At 68.4% G+C, this 14,856-nt stretch carries 8 protein-coding genes; 6 read left to right on the forward strand and 2 right to left on the reverse strand.

The features are described 5' to 3' along the window. Positions 1-37: 37 nt before the first annotated feature. On the reverse strand, positions 38-2,407 hold the full coding sequence (locus tag ACP690_RS08920; protein ID WP_426260869.1) for a hypothetical protein: 2,370 nt from the start codon (positions 2,405-2,407) through the stop codon (positions 38-40). Positions 2,408-2,548: 141 nt separating this feature from the next. Between ACP690_RS08920 and ACP690_RS08925 the strand changes: the two genes are divergently transcribed. Both ACP690_RS08925 and ACP690_RS08930 read left to right on the forward strand, forming a co-directional pair. After that, positions 2,549-3,541, forward strand: a complete 993-nt coding sequence (locus ACP690_RS08925) for an alpha/beta hydrolase (protein ID WP_426260870.1) — start codon at positions 2,549-2,551, stop codon at positions 3,539-3,541. 42 nt (positions 3,542-3,583) lie between these two features. Then, positions 3,584-4,909, forward strand: a complete 1,326-nt coding sequence (locus ACP690_RS08930) for an MFS transporter (protein ID WP_426260871.1) — start codon at positions 3,584-3,586, stop codon at positions 4,907-4,909. Positions 4,910-5,067: 158 nt separating this feature from the next. Here ACP690_RS08930 and ACP690_RS08935 read toward each other — a convergent pair whose 3' ends face one another. Next, positions 5,068-7,344 (reverse strand): glycoside hydrolase family 3 N-terminal domain-containing protein, encoded by a 2,277-nt coding sequence (locus ACP690_RS08935; protein ID WP_043059191.1) that lies wholly within the window; start codon positions 7,342-7,344, stop codon positions 5,068-5,070. Between the two features lie 180 nt (positions 7,345-7,524). On the opposite strand from ACP690_RS08935, the gene ACP690_RS08940 reads away from it, so the two are divergent. The 4 genes from ACP690_RS08940 (at position 7,525) to ACP690_RS08955 (ending at position 14,809) form a co-directional block, all read left to right on the forward strand. Then, on the forward strand, positions 7,525-8,526 hold the full coding sequence (locus tag ACP690_RS08940) for a LacI family DNA-binding transcriptional regulator (RefSeq protein ID WP_244056257.1): 1,002 nt from the start codon (positions 7,525-7,527) through the stop codon (positions 8,524-8,526). Then, a complete protein-coding gene (locus ACP690_RS08945; RefSeq protein ID WP_426260872.1) occupies positions 8,523-9,944 on the forward strand; it encodes a glucoamylase family protein in 1,422 nt (473 codons plus the stop codon). The genes ACP690_RS08940 and ACP690_RS08945 overlap by 4 nt, the downstream gene beginning before the upstream one ends. 56 nt (positions 9,945-10,000) lie before the next feature. Further along, the gene (locus tag ACP690_RS08950) at positions 10,001-11,548 is read left to right on the forward strand and encodes a tryptophan halogenase family protein (protein WP_426260873.1); all 1,548 of its coding nucleotides are present in this window, start codon (positions 10,001-10,003) and stop codon (positions 11,546-11,548) included. A gap of 213 nt (positions 11,549-11,761) precedes the next feature. Next, complete coding sequence (locus ACP690_RS08955; protein ID WP_426260874.1) at positions 11,762-14,809, forward strand: carboxypeptidase regulatory-like domain-containing protein; 3,048 nt, start codon at positions 11,762-11,764, stop codon at positions 14,807-14,809. The last annotated feature ends 47 nt before the right edge of the window (positions 14,810-14,856 follow it).

Consider the following 14,856-nt stretch of genomic DNA (forward strand, 5'->3'; position numbering starts at 1 on the left):
CACGCGCACGCGCCGCGCGTGGTGCCGTCCTGTCCGGCTATGGCGCCAGACGCACCGTCACCACCGGCTGCGGCGTATCGCGCAACGTCAGCCTCAGCGTCCCGTCCGCCGGGGCCGGCACGGGAATCGAGGCGCCGGTAAATCCGTCCGGCACCGGCACGCTCTGTCCGCCGCTGGCGATGCTGCGGATCAGGAACAGGGCGTCACCGGTCAGCGTGCAGGCCCCGCTCTTCGGGCAGTGCCAGGCGGTCAGCGTCGGCAGGCGCACCAGCGTCGCGAGCGGCTGCCACGGACCCGCAACGCTGCCTTGCACCAGTCGGAAGCGCAGCGCCCCATGCGCCGATGCGCCGAGCGCGGTGGCGGGGACGAGAGACGCGATCCCCACCTCCGCATCCTGGAGCTGCAGCGGCACCGTCACCGATCGCGAGGCGTCGCTTGCCGTCACCTCCACCGCATCGCCGGGCGAGAGGCGCGCGTCGCCCGCTACCCGCAGCGAGAAGGTCAGCCGCGCATCCTGCGGCACCAGATCGTCCCCCGTCAGCGCGATCGGCAAAGCGGGGGCGGGGCCGACCCGTTCCACGGATTTCGCGACCAGCGTCGCCTGCGGGCGGGGTGCGCCGATCGTCACCTTCAGCGCGATCTGGCGGCCGTCGCGCAGCGTCACCTTCGCCTCGCGCGCCTGCTTGGGCTGAAAGGCGCCGACATCGGCCATGTCCGTCACCATCGGCAGCCGGTCGCCCGTGCCGGACCGTTCGAGCGCGCCAGGCCGGAAGAGTACGCCCGCCATGTCCAGGCTGGCGACCTGATCCAGCCGCGTGCCGGTCAGCACACCCTGTCGGTCGCCCGCGTGCAGGTCGAACCCGGCGATCCGGCTCGTTTCGGCGAAGGTCCGCAAGGCCAGCCGTTGCGGCTGGTCCGATCCATAGCCGTACAGCGCCAGCGTCACCGGCCCCGGCGTCGCATCGGCCAGCGGCACCTTCAGCGCCAGGCTGTCTGCATCGGCTGCCGTCCAGGCGACCGGGCGGGCGGCACCGTCCGCCTGTTCCAGCACCACGCGCGTGACGCAGGGCGCCGCGCCGCCGACCAGCCGGAGCGGCGTTTCGCGCCCGACGATCAGCGTGGCGTCGTCCGCCACGCGCCACGTGCGACCCGCGGTCGCCACCAGTCGGAACGTCGGCCCCTCGAACGGCTGATAGCCCCACAGGCCGTGGACCGTCGCGTCCGCGCTGGGTCCGAAGGCACCGTCGGTCTTGCTGACGACGAAGCCGCCGCCGACCGGATCGATCGTCAGCGGCACCTCGCGCACCTGTCCGTCCGCGCTCTTGACGCGCAGCGACAGGTCGCGGGCATAGCGGGTCGCGAACACCAAAGGCGCCCCTGCGACGGGCAGCAGCAATCCGGGCCGGCTGGCGCACAGCGCGCCCTCCACCCGCGCCGACAGCGGCGGCAGGATCGGCGCGGCGACGCCGGGCAGCGCGGCGACCAGCACCGATTGCGGCTTGCGGAACGAGGGCACGGTGTTGAGCAGCAACGCAGTGCTCGCGTCATGCTGCACACCGAGCGCCGGAATGAACTGGAGCTGCGCCGACTGGAACGCGCCGAACAGGCGTACGACGTCGCGGATCACGCCGATATAGGGGCTGTAATAGCCATAGCCCGCCTGGGGCGTCGAACTGAGCTGCAAGGCGATGTCGGCAGGCGTCCCGGCCAGGGTCTGCGCGATCGAGCTGGTCTGCGCATCGGCGAGCACGGCGGCGTTGCTCGATTGCGTCAGGCAGGCGGCGCGCGCATCGGGCTGGCGCAGCAGACAGTCGGTATCGAGCTTTACCGCAAGGCTGCGCGCGAGCTGCGGCGAGACGTCGGCCAGCTCTGCCGGATCGCGATGGGTGACGTTGGCGATGAACGTCTCCAGCCGCGCCCGGTCGAGCATCGCCTGATTCAGCTCCTGCGATGCGCGCACGAACGCACCGGGTCGCCCGCGGATCGCCGACGACACGGCATCCAGCGCGCCGCCGGTATCGGGGACCAGCAGCACGATCGCTTGTTCGGCGCCCGCGGGGACGGTCGCGTCGATCGTCGCCTTCTTGGCCTTCCACGGTTCGGCGTCGAACAGCCAGTCCTTGGGCGGCGGATTGGTCGCGCCGCGCAGGAAAGCGAGCACCAGCCGGTAGCGCGCGCCCTGCGCCCGCGGCAGGTCGACCGCGACGCGGATGCGGTCGCCCACCGCCAGATTGGGCACTTGCGACAAAGGGAGCGTGACGCCGCCGTGCGTGACGCTGACCGTCAGCGACGGGCCTGCCAGATCGAACCCCGTCGATTGCGCCCCGGCGTTGCCGACACCCATTGCGGCGAGCGCACAAGCGGCGAACAGGACGCGGGTCCGGCGGGCGAGGGCGGTAGCGGTCACGGCCTCGCCTCTTACTCCCGCGACGCACCAAGGCAATCGCCACTGGTCGCATTCCGGCATCGTGGCCGGGGCAGCGACGGCCTATGCACCGGGACTCCGCTATGGCATCCGTCTGGGCCAGAGTGACGAGGGAGGGGCCGCATGGACGACGCCACGGGACGGATCGATCGGCGCGCGCTGCTGCTGGGCGCGGGCGCGGCCGCGATGGTGGCCGGTGCGGCATCCGCGGCGCGCGAGCCGTTGCACACGCCGCCGGGCGGCGGCGAACTGCCGCCGGCCTGGGAAGCGGCGGAGCGGATACCCTTGTGGGACGGAGCACCGCCGGGCGGCCCGTTCGTGGCGCGCAAGGACCTCGACCGGCGCGGCCCCACGTTCGTCACCGGCGTGACGATGCCCGACCTGCACGTCTTCCAGCCCGCCAAGCCGAACGGCCGGGCGTTGCTGGTCATGCCGGGCGGCGCCTACAGCTTCGTATCGATCCGCAACGAGGGGGTCGGCGTGGCGAACGTGTTCGCCAGATTGGGCTATACCGTGTTCGTGCTGACCTATCGCCTGCCCGGCGAGGGCTGGACGCCGCGTGCCGACGTCCCGTTGCAGGATGCGCAGCGTGCGATGCGGCTGATCCGCGCGCGGGCGGCGCGATATGGCGTCGATCCCGCCAAGGTCGCGGTGCTGGGCTTTTCGGCGGGCGGGCACCTCGCCGCCTCGCTGCTGACGGGGTATGACGAGCGCGTCTATGCGCCACGCGACGCGGCGGACCGGGGCAGCGCACGACCGGATGCCGGCGGGCTGCTCTATCCGGTGATCGCCGCCGCGCCGCCGCTTACCCATCCGCTGTCCGCGCAATTGCTGCTGGGGCCGAACCCGGATGCGGCGCTGGTGGCGCGGCGTTCGCCTGCGCAGCATGTCACCGCGACGACCCCGCCGACCTTCCTCGCGCATTCGATGGATGACGGCGCGGTGCCGTGGCAGAATAGCGAGCTGTTCCTCACCGCGCTGAAGGCCGCACAGGTGAAGGCAGAGGCGCACTTTTTCGAAGAGGGCGGCCACGGATACGGCATCGGTCCCGACAATGCGCCCGCCGGCCTGTGGCCGCAGCTGTTCGCGGGCTGGCTCGACCGGACGCTGGGGTAACGCCCTCTCGACATCGCCGCGCGCGCGGTCGATGGGGCGGGGATGGAGCAGGAACAGCGTGAGCCGGGCCGTGTCGGCCGATGGCGCCTTGCGGGCTTTGCGGCCGGCGACTTCGCCTTCAATCTCTATTGGCAGAGCGCGATGCTCTACCTGCTGTTCTATTACACCGACGCGCTCGGCATCGGGGTGGAGACGGCGGCGGCGATCTATTTCGCCGCATCGGTGTGGGACGGGATCGTCAGTTTCGCGGTCGGCGCGCTGGTCGATCGGCACGCCGCGCCCGGCCGCTATCGCCTGGCGCTGGTCGGGGGCGCGGTGCCGCTGGGGCTCGCCTTCGTCGCCGCCTATGCGCCGCCGCCGGTGACGGGCGTGGCGGCGACGGTGTTCGTCGTCGTCGGCCATCTGCTGTTCCGTACCGCCTACGCCTGCGTCAACATCCCCTATCTCGCCATGTCGGCGCGGGTGAGCGGCGACGATCGCGACCGGTCGTTCGTCGCGGGTTTGCGGATGCTGGCGGGCACGCTCGCCGCAGTGGTCGTGGCGATCGGTACGGTACCGCTGGGTGGCGCGCTGATGCAGGTGGGGGAGGGGCCGCGCGCCTTCCTGGGCGCGGCCTGGCTGTTCGCCGGCATCGCCAGCCTCGTGCTGGTCGGGGTCGGCTGGACGTTCCGCGATGCGATCGCCGCGCAGGACGGGCCGGTAGGGCCGGTGCCCTCGATCGGCACCTCGCTGTTGCTGGCAGCGCGCAACCGGGCGTTCGTGACGCTGGCGGGGGCGATGATGGCGATGATCGTCGCGACCACCGTGCTCAACAAATCGGTGCTCTATTATTTCAAATATGCGGTCGGCGACGAGGGCGCGGGGCAGCTGGCGCTGGCATCGATGATGGCGGTGAGCGCGGTGGCGGTGCCGGCGTGGATGGCGGTGGCGCGCGGCATCGGCGTGCGGCGGCTGTGGTTCGTCGCGGTCGGCCTGTGCGCCGCCGGCCTGATCGTCTTCGCACTGGCCGATGTCACCCGAGCGGGCACGGCGCAGCTGTTCCTGATCGCGATGCAGGCGGCGACGGTCGGCCTGCACTTCGCCTTCTGGGCGATGCTGCCCGATGCGGTCGACCATGGCCAGCGCACCACCGGCGTGCGGGTCGAGGGCACGCTGTTCGGCCTCGCCGCGCTGTTGCAGCGGGTTGCGATCGGCCTGGCGACGGTGGTGATCGGCCAGGCGTTCGGACAGGCGGGCTATGTCGCCAATGTGGCGCAGACGCCCGAGATGTTGGCGACGATGCGGACGACGATCGCGCTGATCCCCTTGGCCTGCTTCGCGCTGTCCGCGCTGGTAATGGCCTTCAACCCGATCCGCCCGCGTCGGTAGCCATAAAGCCGGACGGCATGACGGAGAACCGTTCGTGCTGAGCCTGTCGAAGCACAGGCGCCCGCAAGGACAGACCTTGCAAGGGGCGCCCCGCCCTTCGACAGGCTCAGGGCGAACGGTGCGGTGGGATCAACGCCCTGTCATCACGCTATGGGCATTCAGCGGACCAGATCGAACGTTCCGTGGACGCCGTCGGCCTGGGCGGACGGCGCGATCCAGACGTCGAACGTGCCCGGCTCGACCGTTGGCGCCAGATCCTTGCCCAGGAATTCCAGCTGCGCGCGGGTGAGCGTGAACGTCACCGTCTCGCTCTGGCCGGGCTTCAGCGCGACCTTGCGGAATGCCTTCATCTCGCGCACCGGCCGCGTGATGCTGGCGACACGGTCGTGGATGTACAGCTGTACCAGTTCCTCGCACGCGCGCTTGCCGGTGTTGGTCACCGTGGCGGACACGGTGATCTTGCCATCCCATGGCAGCGTCGCGGGCACGACGGGCGCGTCGTAGCTGACCGCGCCATAGGTCAGGCCGTGGCCGAACGGGTATAGCGCGGCATTGGGCGCGGTGCGCCATTGCGCCTTGTACGGCTGACGCGGGCCGGCGGGGGCGGGGCGGCCGGTCGCCTTGTGCGCGTAATAATACGGCTCCTGCCCGCTTTCGTAGGGGAAGCTCAGCGGCAGGCGACCCGAGGGCCCGACCTTGCCGAACAGCACGTCGGCGATGGCATTGCCGGTTTCCGAGCCGAGGAACCAGGTGACGAGGATCGCAGCTGCGTCCTTCACCGCGCCTTCCAGCGCCAGGCCGCGGCCGTTCTTCAGCAGCACGACGATCGGCTTCCCCGTTTTCGCCACCGCTTCGGCGAGCGCCATCTGCGGCGCGGGCACGGTGATCGAGGTACGCGACTGCGCCTCGCCCGACATATTCTCGCTCTCGCCGATCGCGAGCACGACGACATCCGCCGCCTGCGCCGCCGCGACCGCCGCGTCGATACCGCCGGCAAGCGACTCCTCGACGTTCGACCCCTGCGTCACCGTGACATTGGCGGCGCCCGCGTTGCGCAGGCCGGTGGCGAGGTCGATCGCCTGCTTGTTGTCGCCATAGACGACCCACGGTCCGTTGAGGTCGTGCTGGCCGCTGGCAAAGGGGCCGATCAGCGCGATCTTGCGGGCGGGGTCGAGCGGCAGCAGGTCGCCGTCGTTCTTCAGCAGCACCATCGATTTCTGCGCCGCCTCGCGCGACAGCGCGATCGCCGCCTTGGTCCGCGACCGCGCCACCTCACGCTTGCGGTCGATGCGGCGGAAGGGGTCGTCGAACAGGCCGAGCATCTGCTTGACCGCGAGGACGCGGCGGACCGACCGGTCGAGCACCTCCTGCGGCACCACGCCTTCACGCACCAGACTGGGGAGGTATTGTGCGTAATAGTTCGACTGCATGCTCATATCGACGCCCGCCAGGAAGGCGATGCGCGTGGCGTCCTTGCCGTCCTTGGCGAAGCCCGCGGCGATCATCTCTTCGTCGCCGGTGTAATCGGACACGATGATGCCCGGGAACTTCCACTCATCGCGCAGGACCTGCTTCATCAGCCAGGGGTTGCCCGTGGACGGGATGCCGTCGATCTCGTTGAACGAGGCCATGCCGCTCATCGCGCCGGCATCGAACCCGGCCTTGTATGGCGGCAGATAGACTTCGCGCAGCGTCCGTTCGGACAGGTCGACGATATTATAGTCGAGGCCGCTTTCCGCCGCGCCATAAGCGGCGAAATGCTTGACGCAGGCCATGACGGCATCGTTCGCGTCGAGGCTCTTGCCCTGGAAGCCCTTCACGCGCGCCGCGGCGAACAGGTTGCCGAGCAACACGTCCTCGCCCGCGCCCTCCATCGTGCGGCCCCAGCGCTGGTCGCGCGCGATGTCGACCATCGGGAAGAAGGTCCAGTCGATGCCGGCTGCCGCCGCCTCGAACGCCGCCATGCGCGCGGTGCGCATCGCCAGATCGGGGTCGAAGCTGGCCGCCTCGGCAACCGGCACCGGGAAGATGGTGCGGTGGCCGTGGATGACGTCTGCGGCGAAGATCAGCGGCACCTTCAGGCGCGAATCGCGCATCACCGCGGCCTGCATGCGGCGCGCCATTTCCGCGCCATTGCCGTTGAACACGCCGGTCAGCTTGCCCGCGACCGCATCCGCGACCTGGCCGTCGAAGCTCGGCCCGTTCGACGGCGGGTTGAGGCCGGTGGCGACGCCACCGCTCCAGGCCGCGGCGTTGAGCTGCAGCTGACCCGCCTTTTCCTCCAGCGTCATCGCGGCGAGGATCGCCTCGACCCGCGGCGGCAGTGCGACGCCGTCCGCCTGCGCCAGCAGCGCGCGCGCCGGGCTGGCCGCCCAGGCGGCGACCGCGCCCGCGCCGAGCAGCGCCGCGCGGCGCGAAATGGTGTGATCCGTCATGTTCCAGCCTCTCCCCTGATCTGCTATCGTCCAGCGTCCGCGCTTGCACGGATGCTTCCGGCTTTTCGCGTTGACCGTTGCCTGTAACCGGTTACACAGGCCGGGCGTGCGGTACAAGACGTGTCGGTTCGCGCACGGATGATCGTTCGCGACCAGCGGACGGCAGGGGGAGGACAAGGGTTGAAGTCGGCATCGGCCACGATCCGCGACGTCGCGCAAGTCGCTGAAGTATCGGTCGCATCTGTCTCACGTGCGTTGAACGGCCATAGCAGTGTCCATCCCGACACGCGCGCCCGCGTGCTCGCGGCGGCCAAGGCGCTGGGCTATGTGCCGCACGCCGGCGCGCGCAGCCTGTCGCTGGCGCGCAGCCATGCGATCGGCGTGGTGCTGCCCGACCTGCACGGCGAGTTCTTTTCCGAAATCGTGCGCGGCATGGATCGTGAGGTCGGCGCGCGCGGCTATCACCTGCTGCTGTCCAACATGCACGCCGATGCCGAACTGGCCGCGCAGGCGATGCGATCGATGCGCGGGCGTGTCGACGGGCTGATCGTCATGGCGCCGCAGCTGGATGCGGAGGGCTTGCGCGAGGCGCTGCCGGGCGGCGTGCCGGCGGTGCTGGTCAATTCGCTCGACGGGGCAGGGCGCGCCGGCTTCCGCATCGCCAATGCCGAAGGGATCGCGACGGTCGTCGCGCACCTCGCCGCGACCGGGCGGCGGCGGCTGGTCCATGTCGGCGGGCCTGCGGGCAATATTGACGCGCGCGAACGCTGCGAGGGGTTCCTCACGGCCATGGCGCGCCACGCGCCCGACATCGAACCGGTGGTGATCGAGGGCGACTTTCGCGAGGATTCGGGCGCGGCAGCGGTTGCGATGCTGCGCGCGCGCGGCGTCGCGTTCGATGGTATCGTCGCGGCCAACGACATGATGGCGCTGGGCGTGCTCGCGGCCTTGCGCGAACAGGGCCTGTCGGTGCCGGGCGACGTCGCGGTCACCGGCTTCGACGACATTCCGCTCGCGCGGTATCTCGGCCTCACCACCATGCGCGTGCCGCTCGCCGAAATGGGCGCGCGGGCCGTCGCGCGGCTGATCGACGCGCTGGAGGGCGGCACGCTGACCCCCGACACACAGGTCGTCGCCACCGATCTCGTCATCCGCACCACCACGGAAGCCCTCACGTCATGACCCTGTCTCTCGATCGCCGCGCGCTGCTGCGCCATGCGCCGCTTGCCGCCGCCGCGAGTGCGCTGCCCCGCCACGCGCTGGCCGCCCCTGCCGCAACCACGCTGCCGGCATGGTTCGGCGACCTCGAACAGCGCACCTTCCGCTATTTCTGGGACCTCGCCAATCGCAAGAACGGGCTGGTGCCCGACCGCTGGCCGACGCCGTCCTTCGCCAGCATCGCCGCGGTCGGCTTCGCGCTGACGGCCTATCCGGTCGGGGTGGAGCGTGGCTGGATCACCCGCAAAGAAGCCCGCGACCTGACACTGACGACGCTACGCTTCTTCGCGACCGCGCCGCAGGGCGATGCGGCGACCGGCATGACCGGGAACAAGGGCTTCTTCTACCACTTCCTCGATATGGAAACCGGGCAGCGGTATCGCGATACAGAGCTGTCCAGCGTCGACACGACATTGCTGTTCCTCGGCATCCTGTTCGCCGGTGCCTGGTACGATCAGGCCGACCCGGTGGAGGCGGAGATCCGCCAGCTCGCCGAAACGATCACCGATCGGGCCGACTGGCCGTGGTTCACCAATGCGCGCGGCACCGTGTCGATGGGCTGGCATCCCGGCAAGGGCTTCATCGAGCGCGCGTGGGACGGGTATAACGAGGGGATGATGGTCTATGTCGTCGGCCTCGGCAGCCGCGGCCGGTCGCTTGCCGACGGGGCGTGGGACGCCTGGGCGCAGACCTATCCCGCCTTCTGGCGCGGGCAGGGGGACACGCGGCACCTCGCCTTCGCGCCGCTGTTCGGCCATCAATACAGCCAGATGTGGATCGACTTCCGCGGCATCCGCGATGCGACGATGCGGGCCGCGGGCTTCGACTATTTCGAGAACAGCCGCCGCGCGACCTATGCCAATCGCGCCTATTGCATCGCCAATCCGATGCGCTGGGACGGCTATTCGCGCGACATCTGGGGCCTGACCGCCTGCGATGGCCCCGGCAATTTCCAGCTGCCGTTCAAGGGGCGGACCGCAGAGTTCTTCGGCTATGCCGCGCGCGGACCGCTCGGCCAGCCCGACGAGCGCGACGACGGCACGATCGCGCCGACCGCGGCGCTGGGCAGCCTCGCCTTCGCGCCCGAGATTTGCGTACCTGCGGCGAACGCGATGCAGCGCTGGCCGCACCTGTATGGCAAATACGGGTTCCTCGACAGCTTCAACCCCTCGTTCCGCTATACCGACGTTAAGCTGGAGACGGGATCGGTCGACCCCAAGAGCGGCTGGGTGGCGCGCGATTACCTGGGCATCGACCAGGGCGCGATCGCCGGCGCCATCGCGAACACCCGCGACGAGGGTGTGTGGCGCGTGATGCGCCGCTCGCCCACGATCCGCCGCGGCTTGCAGCGGGCGGGCTTCACCGGGGGATGGCTGGGGTGAGAATAGCCCGCCTGTCATCTCCGCCTGCGCGGGGATGACGGCTATTGGGACGTACTATGTTGAGCGAGCCTTCGATGACCGACGCCCATCCCAATCCCCCGCTCAAGACGATCACGATCGTCGGCGGCGGCACCGCCGGCTGGATGGCTGCGGCACTGCTGTCACGCCTGACGCTCGGCGCCTACACGATCCGCCTGATCGAATCGGAAGAGATCGGCACGATCGGCGTCGGCGAAGCGACCATCCCGGCGATCCGCACTTTCAACGGCCTCGCCGGCATCGACGAGTTCGAGATGGTCCGCGCGACGCAGGCGACGTTCAAGCTCGGCATCGAATTCCGCAACTGGGGCGCGCCCGGCGACAGCTATATCCATGGCTTCGGCAAGATCGGGCAGGACCTGTACTGGCTGCACTGCCACCAATTCTGGCTGAAGGAGCGTGCGGCAGGGCGGGCGAAGCACCTCGATCATTATGCGCTCAACACGCTGGCGGCGCGGATGAACCGCTTCGCGATGCCCGACCCCAGCAATCCGCAATCGCCGATCGCCGACATCGATTACGCCTATCATTTCGATGCCTCGCTGTTCGCGCGCTTCCTGCGCGGTCGGGCAGAGGCGGCGGGCGTCGAGCGGATCGAAGGACGCATCGTCGCCGCCAACCGCCGTGGCAGTGACGGCTTTCTCGACCATGTCGTGCTCGCCGATGGGCGCACGGTGGATGGCGACCTGTTCGTCGACTGCTCCGGCATGCGCGGCCTGCTGATCGGCGACGCGATGGGCGTGGGCTATGAAGACTGGAGCGAGTGGCTGCTGTGCGACCGAGCCCTTGCGGTGCCGAGCGCGCGCGGGACGGGGCCGCTGACGCCGTATACGCGCGCGACCGCGCACGCGGCCGGCTGGCAATGGCGCATCCCGTTGCAGCATCGCACCGGCAACGGCCATGTCTACGCCAGCCGCTTCGTGTCGGACGAGGCGGCGGCGGCGACGCTGCTCGAACATCTCGACACGCCCGCGCTCGGTGATCCGCGCCCCGTCCGCTTCCGCCCCGGCAAGCGCCACCGCGCATGGGAGAAGAACGTCGTCGCGCTGGGTCTGGCCGGCGGCTTTCTCGAGCCGCTCGAATCGACCAGCATCCATCTGATCCAGACCGGCATCCTGCGGCTGATCGCGCTGTTCCCGGGGCGCGGCTTCAACGCCGCCGACACCGACGAATACAATCGCCAGACCGATTTCGAATATCGCGACGTGCGCGACTTCATCATCGCGCACTACAAGGTGACGAGCCGCGAGGACACGGAGTTCTGGCGCTATCTGAAGCACATGGCCGTGCCCGACAGCCTGACCGAGCGATTGGAGCTGTTCCGGTCCTCGGGCCGGTTCTTCATGCATGCCAAGGCCGAACTGTTCCGCGAGGAAAGCTGGGTGCAGGTGCTGATCGGGCAGGGGTTGCAGGCGCATCACGACCCGATGGTCGACATGATTCCCGCCGAACACACCACCGCTTTTCTGAAGGATGTCGAGGACGTGGTCGCCGATGTCGCCGCCGGCCTGCCGACGCACGAAGCCTTCATCGCGCGCCACTGCCAGGCGCCCAAAGTCGGCTGAGCGGGCTCCGCCCGCCACCGACTGTGACACGCAAGCAACAATCCGGCGGATAATGAACCGATCCTGACCGGCGCGTCAGACAGGCGGTTGTAACCGGTTACGCGGGCGAGTAACCGGTTCCATACGCCCTCCGCGATCCGTGGAGCCGTCGCGCGTCGGCGGTTTCCACGGGAGCAAAAACGGGGCGATGGGACCGACGTGGAGGGGTTTGAAATGGCATCCAGGATTCATCGTGCGCGCTTCGGGCGCGGCATTTCGGCAGCGGCCCTCGCCGCAACGCTGGTCATCAGCGCGCCGGCGATGGCGCAGATCAACTCGACGCTGCGCGGCCGCGTGACCGGTGCGCAGGCAGGCGCGACCGTTACTGCGACCGACGTGAATACCGGCCAGCGCATCAGCGGCCGCGTCAACGCCGACGGCAGCTACACCATCGCGGGTCTGCGCCCAGGCACCTATCGCGTTGAGGCGACCGGTCTGCCCGCCGAGCAGCTGGTCATTCCGGTCGGTCAGGTCGTAACCTTCGACATCGGTGCGGCGGCGCCTGTGGCAGATACCGCCGGCACGGACGCAGGTACGGGCACCGACATCGTCGTCACGGGTCGCCGCGGGCAGGAAGTCCGCTCGGCGATCGTGTCGACCAACGTGTCGACGCAGCAGATCGACAGCCTGCCGCAGAACGATCGCAACTTCCTGAACTTTGCCGCGCTCGCGCCGGGCGTCGCGATCTCGAACTCGCCGGGCAGCCGCCAGGTGCAGGCCGGTGCGGTCAGCGCCGACAACATCAACGTCTTCATCGACGGCCTCAGCCAAAAGAATCCCGTCAACCACGGCGGTATCGCCGGCCAGAACTTCAGCCGCGGCAATCCCTTCCCGCAGCTGGCCGTGCAGGAATTCCGCGTCGATACGCAGAACTTCAAGGCGGAATACGAACAGGCCGGCTCCGCAATCATCAGCGCGGTGACGAAGACCGGCGGCACCAGCTTCCACGGCGACATCTTCGGCGAATGGCAGCCCAAGGCCTTCATCGGCATTCCGTATTTCGATCGGCCCGGCAAGACGAACAACCGCCAGGGCCGCCCGAAAGCGGATTACGATCGCAAGCAATATGGCGGCGATCTGGGCGGTCCGATCATCAAGGACGTGCTGCACTTCTACGGCGCGTTCGAGGCGACGGACCAGAAGCTGCCTTCGACGGCGGTTAACCTGCAGACCACGCGTACCCTCGACAACGGCACCGTTGTACCCAACGTGCCACAGTCGATCGCGAGCCAGTTCAACGGTACTTATCCGCAGAGCTTCAAGCAGCGCCTGTATTTCGGTAAGCTGACCCTGTTCGCGGGCGACAAGGACACGATCAACGCCAGCGCGTTCCTGCGTCGCGAAAGCAACCTGTCGGACTTTGGCGGAACGTCGGTGCCTGAGCACGGCCGCCTACTGACGAGCAACAACGACACCTATCAGCTGGAATGGACCCACCGCGGCGATGGGTTCCTGAACGAGTTTACCGGCGCGTATCAGAAGGTTTTCAACGGCACTCCGCGCATTGGCTCGGGGCCGGAAATCATTCTGTCGCAGGGGCCGGCATCCGGGCCGGTTGGTGTCGGCGCGTCGACCGATACGCAGGCGGCGCTTGGCGGAGCGTCGTTCCAGCAGTCCGACGATCAGAAGAGCTGGACGATCAAGAACAACGTCACCTTCTTCGGTGAAAAGCACATCGTGAAGGGCGGCGTTCGCGTAGCCTTCAACAAATACGGCCGGACTGAGGATTCGCGCAGCAACGGCACTTTCTTCTTTGCCGCGCCGTCCTACAGCACCTTCGATGCATCGACTCCGTTTGCGGGCTCGGTGACGACGGTGCCAGTGCGCGCCGCGACCGCGAACAACACGCAGGTGGGCCTGTTCCTGCAGGACGATTGGTCGCCCGACGAGCATTGGACGATCAATGCCGGTATTCGCTGGGACTATGAAAGCAACGCCAAGAACGAGAACTTCGTAACCCCCGCGCGTATCGCGACTGCGCTGCGTAACTATCAGGGCTGGAAGGCCGCGGGGATCAACCCCGAGGACTATATCTCTACCGGCAACAACCGTAAGCCCTACTGGAAGGCATTCCAGCCGCGTCTCGGCGTGTCGTACGACGTGTACGGCGATCGCGACACCATCCTGTTCGCTGGTGCTGGTCGCTATTACGACCGTCCGCTGTTCATCACGGCGGGCATCGAAACGGTGAAGGCGATCTACCAATCGGCCCCGACCGTCTATTTCTGCGACGGTGCTGGCCAGCCGACCTGTGCGCAGGCGCGTGATTCGAACAAGGGTGTGCTGCCGAACAACTATCTCGCCTACAATGCGTCGCTGAAGACGGTCGATGGCCTGCGCTCGGCGGTGACCGCTTCGGGTCTGGGTGGTGACGTGTGGCTGCTCAACAACGACACCAAGCTGCCCTATTCGGATCAGTTCAACTTCGGCGTGCGCAAGCGCTTCGGCGGGATCCAAACGGCGGTGACGTTCAGCCACGTCCGCAGCCACAACATCTTCAAGTTCGTGCGCGGCAACCGCTTGCCCAACGGCCTGTACACCACGCAGGGCGACCAATGGATCGAAGACGGCTTCCCAGAGTCGGGCCAGTTGCCGGGCTATTCGGGCAAGCTGAACATCGGCTCGAACGACGGCAAGGCCTATTACACCGCGATCTACTTCACTGCGGAAAAGCCGTTCGTGACCGGGTCGAGGTGGGGCTTCACCTCGACGCTGACGCTGCAGCGCGCACGCTCGAACGTGCCGCAGGAGTTGCAGGGCGACGAACTGTACAACGCACCGCGCTTCGGTGCCTATGGCATGAACTATGTCGCGGGCGTCGAAAAGTGGCGCTTCGTCGGCACCGGCATTGCGCGCGGCCCGTGGGATACGAAGGTCTCGCTGACCGGCACGTTCAGCTCGGGTCCGTCGTTCGGCCAGGTCATCTTCCCGGCCAACAAGCCGGAGAACGCCTGCTGCTACGGCAACTTCGGCGGTGTGTTCTGGCCGGGTGAAGTCGTCGGCTACGGCAGTGTCGATGCCCGCATCTCGAAGACGTTCAACCTGCCCTGGGGTCGCGGGCTGGAGGTCAGCTTCGCTGCCTTCAACCTGTTCGACTCGATCAACCGCAACTATTCGGCTTGGGGCGCCGGATCGGGCACCAACCCGATCAAGAAGAACGACGGCGACGGCACCACGGGTGTTCCGCGGTCGTTCCAGGTCGGTGCGAAGTTCAGCTTCTGATCCGACGGGGGCGGGGGTCGTGACGATCCCCGCGTCTGCCTGCGTGT

The sequence above is a fragment of the Sphingomonas sp. DC4900 genome (genome assembly GCF_049896485.1).
GTDB lineage: Bacteria > Pseudomonadota > Alphaproteobacteria > Sphingomonadales > Sphingomonadaceae > Sphingomonas > Sphingomonas aquatilis.